We start from the raw sequence: 17,137 nt of genomic DNA on the forward strand, positions 1-17,137 counted from the left end.
AGAGATCAAATGCGGACTATTCCTGGTCCGCATTTGATTTTTAACAACCATTCTATCCCTCAAACGAAAGCACAATGACAACAAAAAAATGGATAAGAGCAGGTGTATTATCCTGTGCCTTTCTTATCTCTTCCTTACTATCATCCGCACAATTTAAAGTAGTAGGGTATATGCCTTCCTGGGCAGGAGATGTAAATGCTGTACAATACAGTAAACTTACCCATATCAATTACGCGTTTTTATTGCCTAATACAGACGGTAGCCTGCAGGCTATTGACAACTCTTCCAAGCTGTCAAACCTTGTATCTGCTGCACATGCAAATGGCGTAAAGGTGATGATCTCTGTAGGTGGATGGAATGATGGTAATGATAACGGTTTCGAAACACTGGCAGGTAACACTACCTACCGCACTAATTTCGTTAACAATATCTCCAGCTTCGTGAGCCAGTATAACCTGGATGGCGCTGATATCGATTGGGAATATCCTGATGCAGGTACTTCTGCCAATAATTACGTATCACTGATGACTCAGTTAGCTACTAAACTGCACGGACAGGGTAAACTGTTAACAGCAGCGGTAGTAGGTACTGGTGGAGAAAGTATTCTCAGTTCAGTGTTTGCGCAGGTAGACTTTTTAAACCTGATGGCATATGATTATAACAACTATGATCATTCTACTTATGCTTATGCATCGCAATCGATTACTTACTGGAAGGGGAGAGGTTTACCAGCTAATAAAACAGTACTGGGTGTGCCTTTCTATGGCCGTCCAAGCTGGGAGTCTTATGCTGCGCTGATAGCAAGAGGAGCAAGTCCTTATGCTGATACGTATAGCGGTGTAGGTTACAATGGTATCACTACTATCAAAAGTAAGACCGACCTGGCCTACGATCAGGCAGGTGGTATTATGATGTGGGAATTATCTCAGGATGCGGTGGGTACTTATTCTCTCTTGTCTGCTATTCATGATGAAGTAATAGTAAAAGGCGGTGGTAATAATCCTGGTAATCAATCTCCGGTAGTAAGCATTACTTCCCCTGCCGCAAATGCATCGTTCTCTGCACCAGCGTCAATAACAATTAATGCGAATGCTTCTGATGCAGATGGCAGTATTACAAAAGTTGAGTTCTACAATGGAAGCACCAAACTGGGCGAGGATGCTTCCAGTCCCTATACCTATTCCTGGACAAATGTAGCAGCGGGCAGCTATAGCCTTATTGCCAAGGCTACTGATAACGGTGGAGCTGTGACAACGTCAGCAACAATCGCTATCGTAGTGACTGGCACAGGCGGCGGTAACTGTAATGGTATCGCTGCCTGGCAGGCTGCCTCTGTATATACAAACGGTATGCAGGTTGTATACAACAGCAAATTATATACTGCTAAATGGTGGACACAGAATGAACAGCCGGATACACATACCGGCGATGGTCAGGTATGGAACTATGTAGCGGATTGCGGTGGTGGAACTACCAATCCGGGTAACGTATCTCCTGTAGTAAGTATCTCTTCTCCTGCAGGTGGTGCCTCTTTCACAGCGCCTGCTTCAGTAACGATCACTGCTGCTGCTTCAGACGCAGATGGCTCTGTTGCTAAAGTAGACTTCTACAATGGCAGCACTAAACTGGGTACGGCTACTGCTTCTCCCTACTCTTATACATGGGGTAGTGTTGCAGCAGGTACTTATTCCCTGACAGCTATCGCTACTGATAATGCCGGTGCAACTACTACAAGTGGCGCAGTTAGTATTACTGTTACAGGCAACACAGGTAATACAGGTAACTGTGCAGGTGTGCCAGCTTATGCAGTATATCCTGCTATCTATAACATTGGTGATAAAGTGGTGTACAATGGTTATCTCTACCAGAGTCTTGCCAATTCACTGTACAATGTTACGCCGGGTACTGCTGACTGGTGGTGGCAGCCACTGGGCGCATGCTCAAGTGCAAGAGTAGCAAGTACTGCCAACAATCTCGTTGATCAGTCTACTGCTGTTCAGACACTGGTGGCATATCCTAACCCTGTTACAGGTTCAACCCTGCAGCTTCAGGTAGGCGCAGCAGCTGCTGAAAAAGTATACATCGAGATCTGGAGCGTAAACGGTACCAGCCCTGTATTACACAAAGAATACACAGCCGGTGCAAAAGGTCAGCAATTGATCAGTCTTGATATCAGTCGTGTACCACAGGGTACCTTCATTATCAAAACTACCAATGCTGCCGGCACACGCAAAGGAAGTGCGAAAATCGTTCGCATGTAATCAGGCATATTAAGGATTAGGGCAACTAAACAGAATCAATTGCGGACTACGGGTTAGAGCGGAAAATCGCTTCAATACGTAGTTCGCATTTGGTCTTTTATCAGACAATAACTTTTTACTCCTGTTGGGTACAATACCCGGCAGATTTTCTCTCAGAATAACCATCACCGGTAAAATGTAACTATGATTAGAACTTTACTTCCCTCTTTTTTACTGCACAACAACCAAACAGATGCCGCATCCACGCCGGTATCAGATCTTTTTCACGTTATAAAAAAGTAAAACAATGAACACAGGAAAACAACTCTTCGTAAGACTATTGTTTCTTTTTGTTTTTGCCGCGATCAGCACCCATACCCTGCAGGCTCAGTCAGGTGTTTACGGTGGAGGCCCCATTTACAAGAACAGAAGCTATTCCATCAATGAACTAAGAAATTCCGGCTTTACTTATGTAGTGGTATGGACCATACATATTGATGCCAGTGGTAACTTTAATTTTAATGCGGAATTCCCCCTTATTCAGAATGGCGCTTATATTGGTGCCAGCAGTTATCCCAACTTTGCAAATGACATTGCATTGCTGAAGTCTGCCCCCTCTACTATTAACAGGGTAGAGTTTTGTTTAAGTGCCTGGGGCGGCAGCACATTTGCGAATGTAAAGAACCTGATCGCTGCGCAGGGAACGGGCAGTACCAGTACGCTGTATAAAAACTTCCAGGCGCTTAAAAACACATTCCCTTCTGTAGATGCGATTGCTTTTGATGATGAACTGACTTATGACGCTGGTTCCGCTACATCACTGGCGGTGATGCTGGGCAACCTGGGCTTTAAGGTATCCCTGGTACCTTATACCAATAAAACTTTCTGGACCACCGTAGCCACTAATACCAACAACCAGCGGGCAGGTACGGTAGACCGTGTAGACCTGCAATGTTATTCCGGTGGCAGTGGTAATGCTCCCTGTAACTGGAGCTTCGGTACCGTACCCGTTTATGCCGGTTTGTGGGATGCAGAAAAAACAACCGCACAGGTACAGAGCCAGTTGACTACCTGGAAGAATTCATGCAGCAGTATTATAAAAGGTGGGTTCATGTGGCTGTATGATGATTTTGATAATACTTCCGGTACGGCTAATTATGCGACTGCTATCAGGAATGTTTTTGGCGGAGGTACGCTCAGTACTCCTGCTGTCACTTTCTATAAGGATTGCAACTACACAGGATTAGGGATCAGTTTACCATTGGGTGATTACACACTTACAAAACTCAGGTCTTATGGTATTCTGAATGATGATATCTCTTCTGTGAAAGTTAACAGCGGATATAAAACACTGGTATATTCCGATGATAATTTTGCAGGCAGCTCATTAACCATTACAGCAGATAATTCATGCCTGGTAAGTCAAAGCTGGAATGATATTATCAGCTCACTGAAAGTGCAGACTGCCAGCGCAGCCCTTGCCAGCGCTAAGATAGCCACACCGGACCTTGCCATCTATCCTAATCCTGCAACGAATGAAATAAGGGTCCATACCAACTTTGAACTGAACGGAGGCATTATACAGGTATATGATATTGCAGGTCGTCCTGTGCGGGCATTTAAAGTAGTATCTGACAGGATAGATGTATCCGGATTAGCCGCTGGTATTTATACACTGGTATATACAAAGAACGGGAAAACCATTACCAAAAGATTTGTAAAGAATTAATCAGTATCCGTCTTACTCTTCATACAAAAAGTAAGACGGGTTTTTTTATAACCCGGATTTTAGAGAAAACCATATTTTTTTTTAACCATTTAAACAAAACCCTTTATGATGCGATCATTAAAATTACCTCTATTGTTAACCGGCCTGCTGGCACTCACCGGCAGTGCAGCCTCGGCGCAAAACTGGCAGCTTGTCTGGCAGGACGAGTTTACCAGCTCTATCGGACCCGACTGGGTATTTGAAACCGGTGCCGGCGGCTGGGGCAATAATGAACTGGAATACTATCGCCAGGAAAATGCCACAATAGAAAACGGACAGCTGGTACTGAATGCCAAACACGAAAGTTTTGGTGGTGCTAACTATACCTCTGTGAGAATGAAAACACAGGGGAGGAAATCATGGACGTACGGCAGAATTGAAGCCCGTATAGCAGCACCTGCATTCTCGGGTTCGTGGCCTGCTTTCTGGATGTTGGGAAGTAATATCGGCACTGTAGGCTGGCCTGCATGCGGAGAACTCGACATTTTTGAGCATGTGAATAACAATGCCGATGTAAACGGTACTGCACACTGGGTAGGTACTAATGGCGGACAGGCTGATTATGGTCTTACCACACCTGTTAATGTTACCGGTTATCATGTGTATGCTATTGAATGGACCCCTACTTATATCAGGTGGTTTGTAGATGCTACCATGTACACTGAAATCAATATTGCAAATAACGCAGGTGGAACAGAAGAATTCCAGAAGGATTTCTTCATCCTGCTGAACTTCGCTATTGGTGGTAACTGGCCTGGTTTTAACATCGATAACAACGCATTCCCTGCTAAAATGTATGTGGACTATGTAAGAGTGTACCAGGATGGTGGTGGCACCAACCCCGGTTTTACCAAACAGGTAGAAGCGGAGTCTTACGGCTCTATGTCTGGTGTACAAACAGAAGGTACTACTGATGCAGGTGGCGGATTGAATGTTGGTTATATCGATACCGGCGACTGGATGGCTTACAACGCTATCACTATTCCTACTACCGGTACTTACAAAATTGAATACCGTGTAGCTAGTTTGAATGGCGGTGGCAGATTATCGCTGGACCTGAACGCCGGTTCTACTATCCTGGGTTACCTGGATATTCCTTCAACCGGCGGCTGGCAGAACTGGACAACTGTTTCTCATACAGTAACCATCAATGCAGGTACCTATAACTTCGGTATCTATGCCCAGGCAGGTGGCTGGAATCTTAACTGGTTCAAGATCACCAAACTCTAATACTAACCATTAAACAGTTTACCCTATGAACACAATGCTAAAATATATATCAGGTACTGCCTTTTTATTAATGGCTGCTGCCATCACACATGGCCAGCAGAAAGCACCCTACCGTTTAGGTTCAACCGCCGGCATTTTGCAGGATCTCAGATCACAGTCCAAAGCTATTAACGCCCGACTGGTAAGCGCTGCTGAACTGAAAGTGGATGCAGGTACTGTACTGACCGGAAAAGTGAATGCCCGCCGTACAGATGGTAAAGGCGAAGAGTTAGTAGCTGGTGAAATAGAAAACGTACCTGGTTCTTCTTTCGTGCTGGATATCAAAAATGGTGTGCTGACCGGTAACATCGTATTGCGTAAAACAAAGAAGGCATACAAATATTATACGGATAATACCGGTACCGCCTATGTGAAAGAAGTACCTGTAGATTCTATCCTGTGTGTGGATTATACACCAGCTCCCCCTGTAACAGCAAGAACAGCGTCTACTGCTGCTGTGGTGGCTCAGGCGGTAACTGATCTGCAAAGTTATCCTGGTGGTAACGGCGTGGTACTGCTGGACTTTGACGGTCAGTATGTAACCAGTGCTTACTGGAATAATGGGAATCCTATTAATGCCGCTGCTTCTACGCTTACAGATGCAGAAAAACAGGAAGTTTGGGAACTGGTAAGTGAAGACTACCGTCCATTCCTGTTAAACATCACTACCAGCGAAGCAGTATACAACACTTATCCTGCCAACAGGAGAATGCGTTGCATCTTTACTCCAACAAATACGGCTGCACCAGGATCTGGTGGTGTTGCTTATCTTGGATCTTTCAACTGGGGTAATGAAACACCTTGCTGGGTATTTAATGGTGGTGTAAAGGGTGCTGGTGACGCTGCTTCTCATGAAGTGGGGCATACTTTCGGCCTGTCTCATGATGGCCGTATCAGCCCTGCTGAAGGCTACTATCTGGGTAATGGCCTCTGGGCCCCTATTATGGGTGCCGGTTATTATGTACCTGTTGTACATTGGAGCAAAGGTGAATATGCCAGTGCCAACAATACAGAAGACGACCTGGCTAAAATAGCCAGTTCTACTTATGGTGTTGGTTACAGGACAGACGACTATGGTGGTACCATTGGTGCTGCAGCTACACTGGCTGTAACCGCTTCAGGTGCTGTGAACAGCACAGGGGTGATTGAACGTACCGGTGATGTGGACATCTTTAAGTTCACTACCGGTGGTGGCAGCATTTCCCTGAATTTTGCCACACCTACCCGTCAGCCTAACCTGGACATTCTGGCTACCCTGTACAACAGCAGTGGCGGAGTAGTGACCAGCGCTAATCCTTCAGGATTGCCCGCTTCTCTCAGCGCTACACTGGCAGCCGGTACTTACTACATCGCTGTAACCGGTACCGGTTATGGAGACCCTGCTACCAATGGTTATTCTAATTATGGATCATTGGGTAGTTACGCAATTACAGGTACTGTTCCTGCGCCAACTGCAACAGCAGCCACCGTTTACAAAGATTGTAACTATGGTGGATATGCTGTTAGCCTGCCAGTTGGCAGCTATACGCTTGCACAACTGAACGCTCTTGGTGTATTAAATGATGATGTTTCTTCCATCAAAATACCAAGTGGTTTAGAAGTAGTTCTTTATCAGGATTATAACTTCACAGGTGCGGCGTACATATTCCCTGCTTCAGATTTCTCCTGCCTGGTGACCGTGGGTCTGGGCGATGGCACAACTGTTAACCTGAACGACTGGGCCTCTTCCATAGTGGTACGCGCAGCTGGATCAGCCCGTAAGGCAAGCGCAGTAGGAACTGTAGAGAAAGTTGCGACTGCTGAGGAAGACAGTAAATTACAGTCTGCACTGGCTGTATCACCAAATCCTTTTGTAAATGAAGTAGTTGTAAAAGCTACCAGCACTGCTAAGGATGGTTCCCTGTACGTAAGCGTGTACTCTATGGATGGTAAAACCGTATTGCCGCTGAAACGCATCGTTAGCGGAGATAAGTTGAGCCTGTCTAACCTGGGTACCGGTATGTATTTAATCAAGATATTTAACGGAACGACTACAGAGACGAAGAAAATAGTGAAATATTAATCGTTAGATGACGGATTATATGAAGGAGGTCATCCCGGGTTTCGACCTGGGATGACTTTCCTGTTTTTGAGCCAATATTGCCAAGGGCAATATATCAGCATTAAATACATTCTAAATAGTCTTAATTTAATTTTTTATTATAAAATAATGAACAATAAAAAGAAATGTTACTATTTTATCTGTCGGAATGATGGAGCTTTTGTTTGGATACCCAGACCCATTAAACTGCAATATAATTTGTATTATAAAAATACAATTTATATAAATGTCGTGATATGAATACACAAGATGCCGAGTTAGTCGTTAGGTTACAACAAGGTGAAGTAAACGCTTTTGATACACTGTATTGGAAATACCACCAGGCGGTGTACCGGAATATTTTCAAGTTTGTAAAGGAACAGATTGTAACAGAAGACATTCTCCAGGAGGTATTTGCCAAACTGTGGGAAAAGCGGAAGGAGATCAATCCCAGCCAGTCAGTGGCCGGGTGGCTCTTTGTGATCAGTTTTAACCTCTCAGTTGATTATGTGCGTAAAAAACTGCGGGAGCAGACCATCCACAAGGAACTCCTGAACCTTGATTTTGATGATGATTACTCGCTGGACCGTAAGAATGTATATGAAGATCAATACCAACTATTAGAAAAAGCCATTGCGCAACTTTCTCCCAAAAAACGGAAAATAGTAACTCTCTGTAAACTGGAAGGTAAGACCTACGATGAGGTAGCCGAAGAACTCAACATATCCCGTAATACTGTAAAGGAACATCTGTCCATCGCAATGGTCAAATTAAATGACTACATCCAAAAAAACAAAGAGCACAATAAATATATTGTCTTATTCCTCCTCTTCCTGAATTATCACGATTAGGACCAGTGACGAAATGTGTTCGGTACTTTAATGCAATACGTCCGTCAGGTCTGTCTTCTCACGTCTTTTAATATTACGTTTAAAAATATGTCAATATTTCTTCTATTACACCCCCCCACTTTCTGTATACCCCCGTATTTAGTTTAAATAATCAATCAAAATAGTGCAGAACAGAAAGGAATATCTCAAACATCTGTTGCATGAAAGAAACTGGAAACAAGAGGAGAGAGATTGGCTGCTGCAATATTTGAATGAAAATGATCTTACAACATTAAAGGAGATAGCAGGTGATGCTTACAATGCAGACCTGTTTACGGAAGAACCGCTTCTGGAAAGAGAAGTGTCGGAGCGGCTCCTTCAGCGTATACATGAGCGCATTGCCAGCCGCCAGTTATCCGTGGTGAAAACCGGTAACAAATGGCTACGCCCTTGGAAGGTGGCAGCGGCAGCAGCTGTTATCCTGCTGTCAGCAGGCATAGGATACCTGAACGTGATGAAGAAACCCGTGAAGCAGCTGGTATTCGTTGCAGAGAGACAGCGGAAAACATTAAAGTTGCCGGATGGGTCCCTGGTATACCTGGAGCCCGGATCAACACTGAGGTATACCGGTAATTTTGGAAAAGAAGAAAGAACGGTGGCATTGACAGGTGAGGCTTTCTTTGAAGTACAGCCTAATGCGGTATATCCCTTTATAGTGGCATCTTCCCTGATCAATACCACCGTACTGGGTACTTCCTTTAATATGGAAGCAAGGAACGGAGGAGAAGCCAGAGTAGTGGTTTTAACAGGAATGGTGCAGGTACATGCCAACGACAGTAAGAATAACAAAGCACAGGAAGTAATCCTGACCGCCAATAAAAGAGTGATATATAACACAACCACACATCAGTTACAAATGTCTGATGCACCCGATGATGCAAGATTTTATGCACAAAAGCAGCAAGGCAGATTTATATATGATGGAGCTGAGTTAATAAAAGTAGTAAACGACCTGCAGAGGTATTATAATATTAATGTTACAGTAGAAGAAAAATTACAACACTGTGCTTTTTACGGAGATGTTAATACCGTGGATGATCTGGAGAAAGCACTCACACTGATCGCTGTATCATTGAACGCCAAAATCAGTAAGGACAGTAGTGGAACAGGATATTTAATTAGTGGTGGAAACTGTCGTTAAGTAAAGAAAGATCCAGCAGTAAACCTGGAAAAAGTTAACCGAATTTGATAGCCTTATGAGATGTACTGAATCGCTACGGATAGTGTGATGATTTTATAATCCACTCACTGCCTCAGCTGGTTAACCAATCGCTGTAAACTCAATATTGCACAACAACCAAACTAAATCGAAATGATGATGTATTCTGGACCAATGCCCTCTGGTTAACCAATTCCTATTAGGTTAATCCAATAAAAAACTATGCCCCGCACCGCGGTAGGTGCGCTATTGCCCTGGTTTCGAAAAAACCGGGAACGGATATCTATTTCCTGAAATGTACAAAACAATTCAAAACCTCATGCATAAAAAGGTGACCCTATTCCTTAAACTGATAATGCTACTGCTGATCACAACAAAAATGCAGGCAGCCGGAACAGGCATACAGGATGCACTTGACAGAAAGATTTCGCTGGAATTAAAAGATGTATTATTAAAAGAAGCATTGGATAAGATCGGTAATCTCGCTGACGTGTCATTTATATATGCAGGTAATTCAGTAGTTGCGGTAAACAAGGTGAACGTGAATGCACACAATGAAAAAGTAGGTGATTTATTAAACAAGTTATTAAAACCCTATTCTCTTTCCTATACTGTATTGTACGATCGTATTGTAATCCGGCAGAGCGACAAAAAAATAAGTGCCATGCTTTCTCCACAGGGAAACAGAGGCATAGCCATGCGTTTTCAGGATGTAAGAGGGGTGGTTTCTTCTGAGAAAAAAGAATTGCTGCCCGGTGTTGCCATCATGATAAAAGGCACTACCAGAGGAACTACTACAGATGGTAATGGTTTGTTCGAGTTTAAAAATATTCCCGCTGATGCTGTACTTATTATCAGCCTTACCGGTTATGAACAACAGGAAGTAAGCCTGGCCAGTTATAAAGGCGGACTGGTGAAAATACAACTGAAAGAGAAACTCACTAAACTCCAGGAAGTTGTAGTGACAGGTTTTCAGAATATTGATAAGAATAAATTCTCCGGGGCTGCTACCCGCATAAAAGCAGAAGATGCGAAAATAGACGGGATGCCGGATGTAAGCCGTATGCTGGAAGGACGCGTGGCCGGTGTTGCTATTCAGAACGTTTCAAGTACGTTTGGTACAGCTCCTAAAATCCGCGTACGTGGTGCTACTTCCATCAACGGTGATAACAAACCTTTATGGGTGATCGATGGTGTTGTGCTGGAAGATGTAGTGAACATCTCCAACGATCAGCTGTCAAGTGGTGACCCTACTACGCTGATGGGTTCTGCCGTAGCAGGGTTGAATGCGAACGATATTGAGAGTTTTGATATCCTGAAAGATGCTGCTGCTACTGCTTTGTATGGCGCCCGCGCGATGAACGGCGTAGTGGTGATCACTACAAAGAAAGGCCGCGCTGGTACTAAACCTATGGTTGCTTACAGTGGTAACTTCAGCACCCAGCTGAAGCCTACTTATGATAATTACAACATCATGAATTCTGCCCAGCAGATGTCCGTACTGGCAGAGCTGGAAAGAAAAGGAAGCCTTACTTCCGATATCCTTTCCCGTAGTGATATAGGTGTGTATGGCAAAATGTATGAAAAGCTGAATGCGGACGAGAATGGGAACTTTCCTTTGCAGAATACGCCGGAAGCTAAACGCCAGTTCCTGTTAAGATATGCATCTGCTAATACGGACTGGTTCAACATACTTTTCAAAACCAGTTTCATCCAGGAACATTCCCTCAGCATTTCTTCGGGTACTGAAAAATCACAGTCTTATTTCTCTACCAGCTTTTATCATGATAATGGCTGGACGATCGCTGACCGTGTAAGCCGTTATACTTTAAACTTCCGCAACAACTACAAACTCTCCGACAAAGTAAATGCCGGATTTTCTGTATTGGGTTCTGTTCGTCAGCAAAGAGCGCCGGGTGCACTTACGCGTACCAGCAATCCTGTAGAAGGACAGTATGACCGTGACTTTGATATCAATCCATTCAGTTACTCCTTAAATACCAGTCGTACGCTCACTGCATATGATCAGAATGGTAAGCTGGAATATTTCAGAAGGAATTTTGCACCGTTCAACATCATCAATGAACTGCAGAATAATTACCTGGATTTGAACATGATGGATTTACGCCTGCAGGGAGATTTCTCCTGGAAGCTGGCAAAGAATCTCCGTTATGAATTTGTAGGTGCATTACGTTATGTAAAGTCTTCCCGCGAACACCAGATCACAGAGAACAGCAATATGGCAAATGCTTACCGCGCTGCGGATAATGCGACCATCGCTGAAAACAATAAATTCCTTTACAGAGACCCGGATAATCCGAATGCGTTGCCGCAGGTCGTATTACCATACGGTGGATTCTATAACCGCACAGAAGACCAGCTGATCAACTACGATTTCCGTAACAGCCTTAACTACACCAATAACTTCGGTGTTGGCGAAAAACACAGTTTGAATGCCATGATAGGTCAGCAGGTGAAGTATGCCGACAGACAGAACGCGGCGAACACCGGTTATGGTTATCAGTATGATAACGGAGGTGTACCATTCACCGATTACCGCATTCTGAAACAAACAATAGAAAGCAATTTCCCTTACTATGGTATGAGCAGGGATTACGACCGTTTTGCTGCTTTTTATGCCACGGCCACTTATGCTTATAACAACAAATATAACTTTAGCGCTACTACCCGCTACGATGGTTCCAACCGTCTGGGACGTTCTGCTAATGCGCGCTGGCTGCCTACCTGGAGCTTATCAGGTTCCTGGAACATGGACAGGGAGCCATTCATCCAAAAGCTGTCCTGGGTAGATTACCTGGCGCTGAGGGCCAGTTATGGTTTAACAGCCAGTATGGGCCCTGCTACCAACTCCAACATTGTATACAAAACTGTAAATACCAACAGGCCGCATCTGTCTGAAGTGGAATCTGTAATTAAGATAGCACACCTTCAAAACGACGACCTGACATGGGAGAAATTATATACTACCAATGTTGGTATGGATGCGACTTTATTCAACAGGCGTTTGAACGTGGCCCTGGACCTTTACACCAGGAAGAGCTTTGATCTGATCAGTATTATAAAAACTTCCGGTATAGGCGGTGAAACATACAAAGCGGCCAACTATGCGGATATGGATTCCAAAGGAATAGAGGTGATGCTGGGCGGAGATGTGATAAAACGCAAAGACTGGGGATGGAAAACCAATTTCACTTTCGGTTACAATACCAATAAGATCACCAATGCCAAGAACATCCCGGCCATATTTGACCTGGTGGTTGCAGAAGGTGGTAACAAAGAAGGTTACCCTGTAAGAGGACTATTTTCTCTGCAATACAAAGGTCTGGACCCTAAAAACGGTGCGCCGCAATTCGTTAACCAGCATGGAGATGTGAGCAAGGATGTATACCTGCAGGACCTGAATACGGCAAACCTGGTGTACGAAGGACCGGTAGATCCTCCGGTAACAGGTGGTTTCTCCAATACATTCCATTATAAGGCACTATCACTGAATGTGTTCCTTACTTACCAGTGGGGCAATAAGATCAGGATGTATCCTGCCTTTAAAACATCGTATTCCGATATGGACGCAATGCCTAAGGAATTCTATGACCGCTGGATGATGCCCGGTGATGAGAAGGCGACACAAACACCCTCCATACTCGACGGACTGGAACAAACACTGTTAGGAGGGGCATATCCTTACAATAACTATAACTATTCAACAGCAAGGGTGGCTAAAGGAGATCTGATACGTTTGAAAACGATATCGCTCACTTACCTGTTACCCGGTTCCGTACTCAATAGAACGGCATTTAACAGCATCGCCATAACTGCTGCAGCTATTAATCCCTGGTTGATCTATTCTGATAAAAGACTGAGAGGTCAGGACCCGGAATTCTTCAATACAGGAGGTGTTGCGCAGCCGATTCAAAAGCAATTTACTCTCTCATTAAAAGTAGGTATCTAAAAGAAGATGGTTATGATGAATTTTTTTACAAAGGCATCGGTCATTAGTATAAGTGTTTTAACCCTTTCAGGGTGTACGAAATATCTTGATAAATCTCCAGACAGTAGCTGGACAGAACTGGATACTCCGGAAAAGGTGACCCAGTTGCTGGGTACTGCTTATCCGCAGGGAAACTATATTGTTTTTTGTGAGGCGATGTCCGATAACGTAGCTGATAAAGCTGCCGGCGTTCTCGAAAGGACCAACCTGGACCCTTTTAGTTTCAATGATGTACAAAGTACACAACAAGACTCTCCGGAGTTTTACTGGCAGGCTTGTTACACAGCTATTGCCGCTGCCAACAATGCATTGAAGGCCTGCAATGCTGCTGCCGATACATCCCTTTACCAGGCACAGAAAGGAGAAGCACTGGTGGCAAGGGCATATGCTCATTTTATGCTGGTGACCTTCTTCTCCAAATTTTATGATGAAACAACTGCCGCCAATGACGCTGGTATTCCTTATGTGACAGAACCGGAAACTGTGGTAATGAAACAATACGAGCGTAAAACAGTGGCTTATGTATATGATATGATTGAGAAAGATCTGTTGCAGGGATTGCCACTGATCAATGATGGGAATTATAAAGTACCGCATTATCATTTTAATAAATCTGCCGCATATGCTTTTGCTACCAGGTTCTATCTCTTTAAGAAGAACTATCAGAAGGTAGTAGAATATGCAAACCTGGCATTTCCTAATAATGATGTTGCCGGTAACATGCGTCCATGGAATACTACTTACAGCACAATGACACCTGCTGAATTATTTGCTATTTACGCAAATGCTTCTCAGAGTGCAAACCTGTTGCTGGTAGAAACGCCTTCCCTGTATGGCCGTTATGTGGCACAATACAGATACGGACTTGATTATTCACATGAAACTGCGATACTGGAAAGTAATGTTACAGGTGGAAAGTTTGTGTATCCCGTGTATTACTATAATTCAGCAGATTACTTCGTGCCAAAACTGACAGAATACTTTGTAAAGTCTTCTGTGAATGCCACCATCGGAGACCCTTATGTAATGGTGCCTCTTTTCACTACAGAAGAAGTATTATTCAACAGGGCAGAAGCAAATATTTATCTCGGGAATAATGATGCGGTGCTGGCAGACCTGAACCTCTTCGCCAGTAAAAGGATCAAGAATTATAACGCTGGTACGCATAAGATTACAACTACTTCTATCAAAAACTATTATGGTATTACATCTGTAGCAAACGGTTTGTTACAGACGGTGATGGATTTTAAACGTGCAGAATATGTGCAGGAAGGATCCCGCTGGTTCGATCTTCAGCGGTATAAAATACCGGTAACGCATTACACCGTATTCGGTGAAACGTTTACACTGGCTGCGGATGATAAACGCCGGGTATTACAGATCCCTGCGTCTGCGTTAACATCCGGTATAGCGCTTAATCCCCGTTGATCTTAATTAAAAAATAACCAAGGATATGAAACTTATAAAAGCATTCTTTTTTCTGACAGTAGTAGCTGTACTGGGCGCCTGTTCCAGTAAAAAAGATGATCTCAGTGGTGTGCAGAATATCCCGGGCCTGGGCGGCGATACCTGGGTCCCGGGGTCTTTGGATGCCTGGTTGTACGACACTATCACAGTGCCTTATAATATAGAAGTAAAATATAAATGGGACCAGTTCGAATTTGATGTAACAAAAACACTGGTGCCGCCTAAAGAAGAAGTGGTAATACCTGCTATGCGGGCCATTAAGAAAGTGTGGATAGATAACTATATCAACGAAGCAGGGTCTTCTTTTTTCAAGAAATACAGCCCTAAGTTTTTCATTCTCTCCGGCAGTGCCAGCTGGAATAATAACGGTACCATCACGCTGGGTACGGCAGAAGGCGGACGCAAAGTAGTAATGTACCTGCTGAATGAATTCCGCACAAAACAAATGGACGGGTATAGACTGGGTGATACCGCGAATGTGAAACAGATCTTTCATGTGATAGAACATGAATTCGGGCATATCCTTCATCAGACTATCATGTATCCTGTAGAGTTCAAAAAGATCTGCGCAGGTTATTATACAGGTAACTGGAACAACATCTCTGATCAGACGGCGCACTGGGATGGTTTTGTAACACCCTATGCCATGTCCAGTGAAAATGAAGATTTCGTGGAGATGATCGCTACCATGCTGATAGAAGGTAAAGGCGGATTTGATAAACTGGTAAACAGTGTGCCGGCAGGTACAAGTGAAGACGGTGTTACACAGGCCCAGGCGATGGACCGGTTAAGACAAAAGGAAGCCATGGTAGTAAGCTATTTCAAATCGGCATATAACATCGACTTCTATAGTCTGCAGAAGAATACAAGGAAATCTATTGACGGTCTTTTTTATTAAAATAAACAGATGAATACCCGGGAGGGAAGCAAAACAATCCTTATGACAAAAAATCTATTCTTATATATATTACTGATCACGGCTACACTTTCTTCCTGCAGGAAAAAAGATGATTTTGTGTTTGATCAGTCTCCGGATGAGAGGATCAATAAAACACTGGCAGAATATAGTTCCGCTTTAACAGGTTCTGAGTACGGCTGGAAAGGATTTGTTTACCCTTCAGGTCTTCCGGGTACCCCCTTTGGGTTTTATTTCAAATTTGATACGGCAAACCGGGTACAGATGTTCTCGGATTTTGACTCACTCTCTGCTGTAACGGTAAAGGAAAGCAGCTATCGCCTGAAAGCCCTGCAGCAGCCTTCACTATTGTTTGATACCTATTCTTACATACACGTACTATGTGATCCCGACGCAAGTGTTAACGGCGGTACATATGGTGCAGGATTATTCTCTGATTTTGAATTTGCCATAGATGGTGTTTATGGCGATACCATAAAACTTACAGGACGTTTGCATGGCAGTAAAGCCGTGCTCGTCAAAGCTACCTCACAGGAGGCACAGGATTATTACGAGAAAAAACGGAACTGGGAGTTCAATAATATTTCCCGGTTCCTTACTTACTTTAAACAGTTAACGGCAGGTGGAAGCAAGTACGATATCTACGTTGATAAATTATACCGTCAGATACAGTTTGTATGGACTACGGCCGAAGGGGCAAAATCTTTTAGCACACCGTATTACTATACCAGTAATGGTATCGCGCTGACATCCCCGCTCAATGACGGCAAACAAAGCATCAGCGCTTTTGAAAACGTGACCTGGGATGCTGGGGGACAAATAATGAAGTTTAAAGTAAATGGCGCAGATGCCACTATTACGGCCGTTATTAAACCATTGGTGGTAGATACCGGCGCCGGTAGCCGTTGGTGGAATGCTGCGGCCAATGCGGGCGCTTACTGGGTATCTACAAATGGTTTCCATGTGGACGGTGTGGATGATGCCTATGGAATAAAGCGTATTTCCGGCTTTCAGTTTATGTTTTACTATCCCAACTTTAATTCGGGATATGATGCAGGCGCCATATTTACAACCGCTACTTTCGGCCCTGCATTAAAACCTAAGTTTAATACAAATGGCACCGTTGTTTTTTCTGCTGCCGGTACTTTCGGCACAGCTCCCGCAGATGGCGCTACACCTATGGCAAACATAACAACCAAATTCTCTGAAACCGCAGGGTTCTATTTCGTGCAAACAGGCAATTACACCTATGATATGGTGAACGTCAAAGATGCGCGTAGCTGGATCACCTGGCAAAACTGATGTACATCCATTTTTGAACCCTTAGTATAAATAAGAC

10 protein-coding genes are annotated in these 17,137 nt (G+C 43.9%); all 10 read left to right on the top strand.

The window, feature by feature from the left end:
• Nucleotides 1-74: 74 nt before the first annotated feature.
• Entirely contained in the window at nt 75-2,261 is a 2,187-nt protein-coding gene (locus GO495_RS11235) for a glycosyl hydrolase family 18 protein (protein WP_157299764.1), read from the top strand.
• Nucleotides 2,262-2,547: 286 nt separating this feature from the next.
• Nucleotides 2,548-3,969 (top strand): T9SS type A sorting domain-containing protein, encoded by a 1,422-nt coding sequence (locus GO495_RS11240; protein WP_157299765.1) that lies wholly within the window; start codon nt 2,548-2,550, stop codon nt 3,967-3,969.
• A gap of 105 nt (nt 3,970-4,074) precedes the next feature.
• A complete protein-coding gene (locus tag GO495_RS11245) occupies nt 4,075-5,238 on the top strand; it encodes a carbohydrate-binding protein (RefSeq protein ID WP_157299766.1) in 1,164 nt (387 codons plus the stop codon).
• A 25-nt stretch (nt 5,239-5,263) separates the two neighbouring features.
• Complete coding sequence (locus GO495_RS11250; RefSeq protein ID WP_157299767.1) at nt 5,264-7,339, top strand: T9SS type A sorting domain-containing protein; 2,076 nt, start codon at nt 5,264-5,266, stop codon at nt 7,337-7,339.
• A gap of 275 nt (nt 7,340-7,614) precedes the next feature.
• The gene (locus tag GO495_RS11255; RefSeq protein ID WP_157299768.1) at nt 7,615-8,208 is read left to right on the top strand and encodes an RNA polymerase sigma factor; all 594 of its coding nucleotides are present in this window, start codon (nt 7,615-7,617) and stop codon (nt 8,206-8,208) included.
• 163 nt (nt 8,209-8,371) lie between these two features.
• Nucleotides 8,372-9,388, top strand: coding sequence for a FecR domain-containing protein (locus tag GO495_RS11260; RefSeq protein ID WP_157299769.1), 1,017 nt, complete (start codon nt 8,372-8,374; stop codon nt 9,386-9,388).
• 337 nt (nt 9,389-9,725) lie between these two features.
• Nucleotides 9,726-13,376, top strand: a complete 3,651-nt coding sequence (locus tag GO495_RS11265) for a SusC/RagA family TonB-linked outer membrane protein (RefSeq protein WP_157299770.1) — start codon at nt 9,726-9,728, stop codon at nt 13,374-13,376.
• A 12-nt stretch (nt 13,377-13,388) separates the two neighbouring features.
• Nucleotides 13,389-14,843, top strand: coding sequence for a RagB/SusD family nutrient uptake outer membrane protein (locus tag GO495_RS11270; protein ID WP_157299771.1), 1,455 nt, complete (start codon nt 13,389-13,391; stop codon nt 14,841-14,843).
• 25 nt (nt 14,844-14,868) lie between these two features.
• Complete coding sequence (locus tag GO495_RS11275) at nt 14,869-15,780, top strand: zinc-binding metallopeptidase (protein WP_157299772.1); 912 nt, start codon at nt 14,869-14,871, stop codon at nt 15,778-15,780.
• A 42-nt stretch (nt 15,781-15,822) separates the two neighbouring features.
• On the top strand, nt 15,823-17,100 hold the full coding sequence (locus GO495_RS11280) for a DUF4302 domain-containing protein (protein WP_157299773.1): 1,278 nt from the start codon (nt 15,823-15,825) through the stop codon (nt 17,098-17,100).
• Nucleotides 17,101-17,137: the final 37 nt, after the last annotated feature.

Source organism: Chitinophaga oryziterrae, assembly GCF_009758125.1.
In the GTDB taxonomy this organism is placed as follows: domain Bacteria; phylum Bacteroidota; class Bacteroidia; order Chitinophagales; family Chitinophagaceae; genus Chitinophaga; species Chitinophaga oryziterrae.

Excerpts from the sequence above, each read along its gene's own strand:
- GO495_RS11235 (WP_157299764.1), top strand. The coding sequence starts at position 75 with ATGACAACAAAAAAATGGATAAGAGCAGGTGTATTATCCTGTGCCTTT.
- GO495_RS11240 (WP_157299765.1), top strand. The coding sequence starts at position 2,548 with ATGAACACAGGAAAACAACTCTTCGTAAGACTATTGTTTCTTTTTGTT.
- GO495_RS11245 (WP_157299766.1), top strand. The coding sequence starts at position 4,075 with ATGATGCGATCATTAAAATTACCTCTATTGTTAACCGGCCTGCTGGCA.
- GO495_RS11250 (WP_157299767.1), top strand. The coding sequence starts at position 5,264 with ATGAACACAATGCTAAAATATATATCAGGTACTGCCTTTTTATTAATG.
- GO495_RS11255 (WP_157299768.1), top strand. The coding sequence starts at position 7,615 with ATGAATACACAAGATGCCGAGTTAGTCGTTAGGTTACAACAAGGTGAA.
- GO495_RS11265 (WP_157299770.1), top strand. The coding sequence starts at position 9,726 with ATGCATAAAAAGGTGACCCTATTCCTTAAACTGATAATGCTACTGCTG.
- GO495_RS11270 (WP_157299771.1), top strand. The coding sequence starts at position 13,389 with ATGATGAATTTTTTTACAAAGGCATCGGTCATTAGTATAAGTGTTTTA.
- GO495_RS11275 (WP_157299772.1), top strand. The coding sequence starts at position 14,869 with ATGAAACTTATAAAAGCATTCTTTTTTCTGACAGTAGTAGCTGTACTG.
- GO495_RS11280 (WP_157299773.1), top strand. The coding sequence starts at position 15,823 with ATGACAAAAAATCTATTCTTATATATATTACTGATCACGGCTACACTT.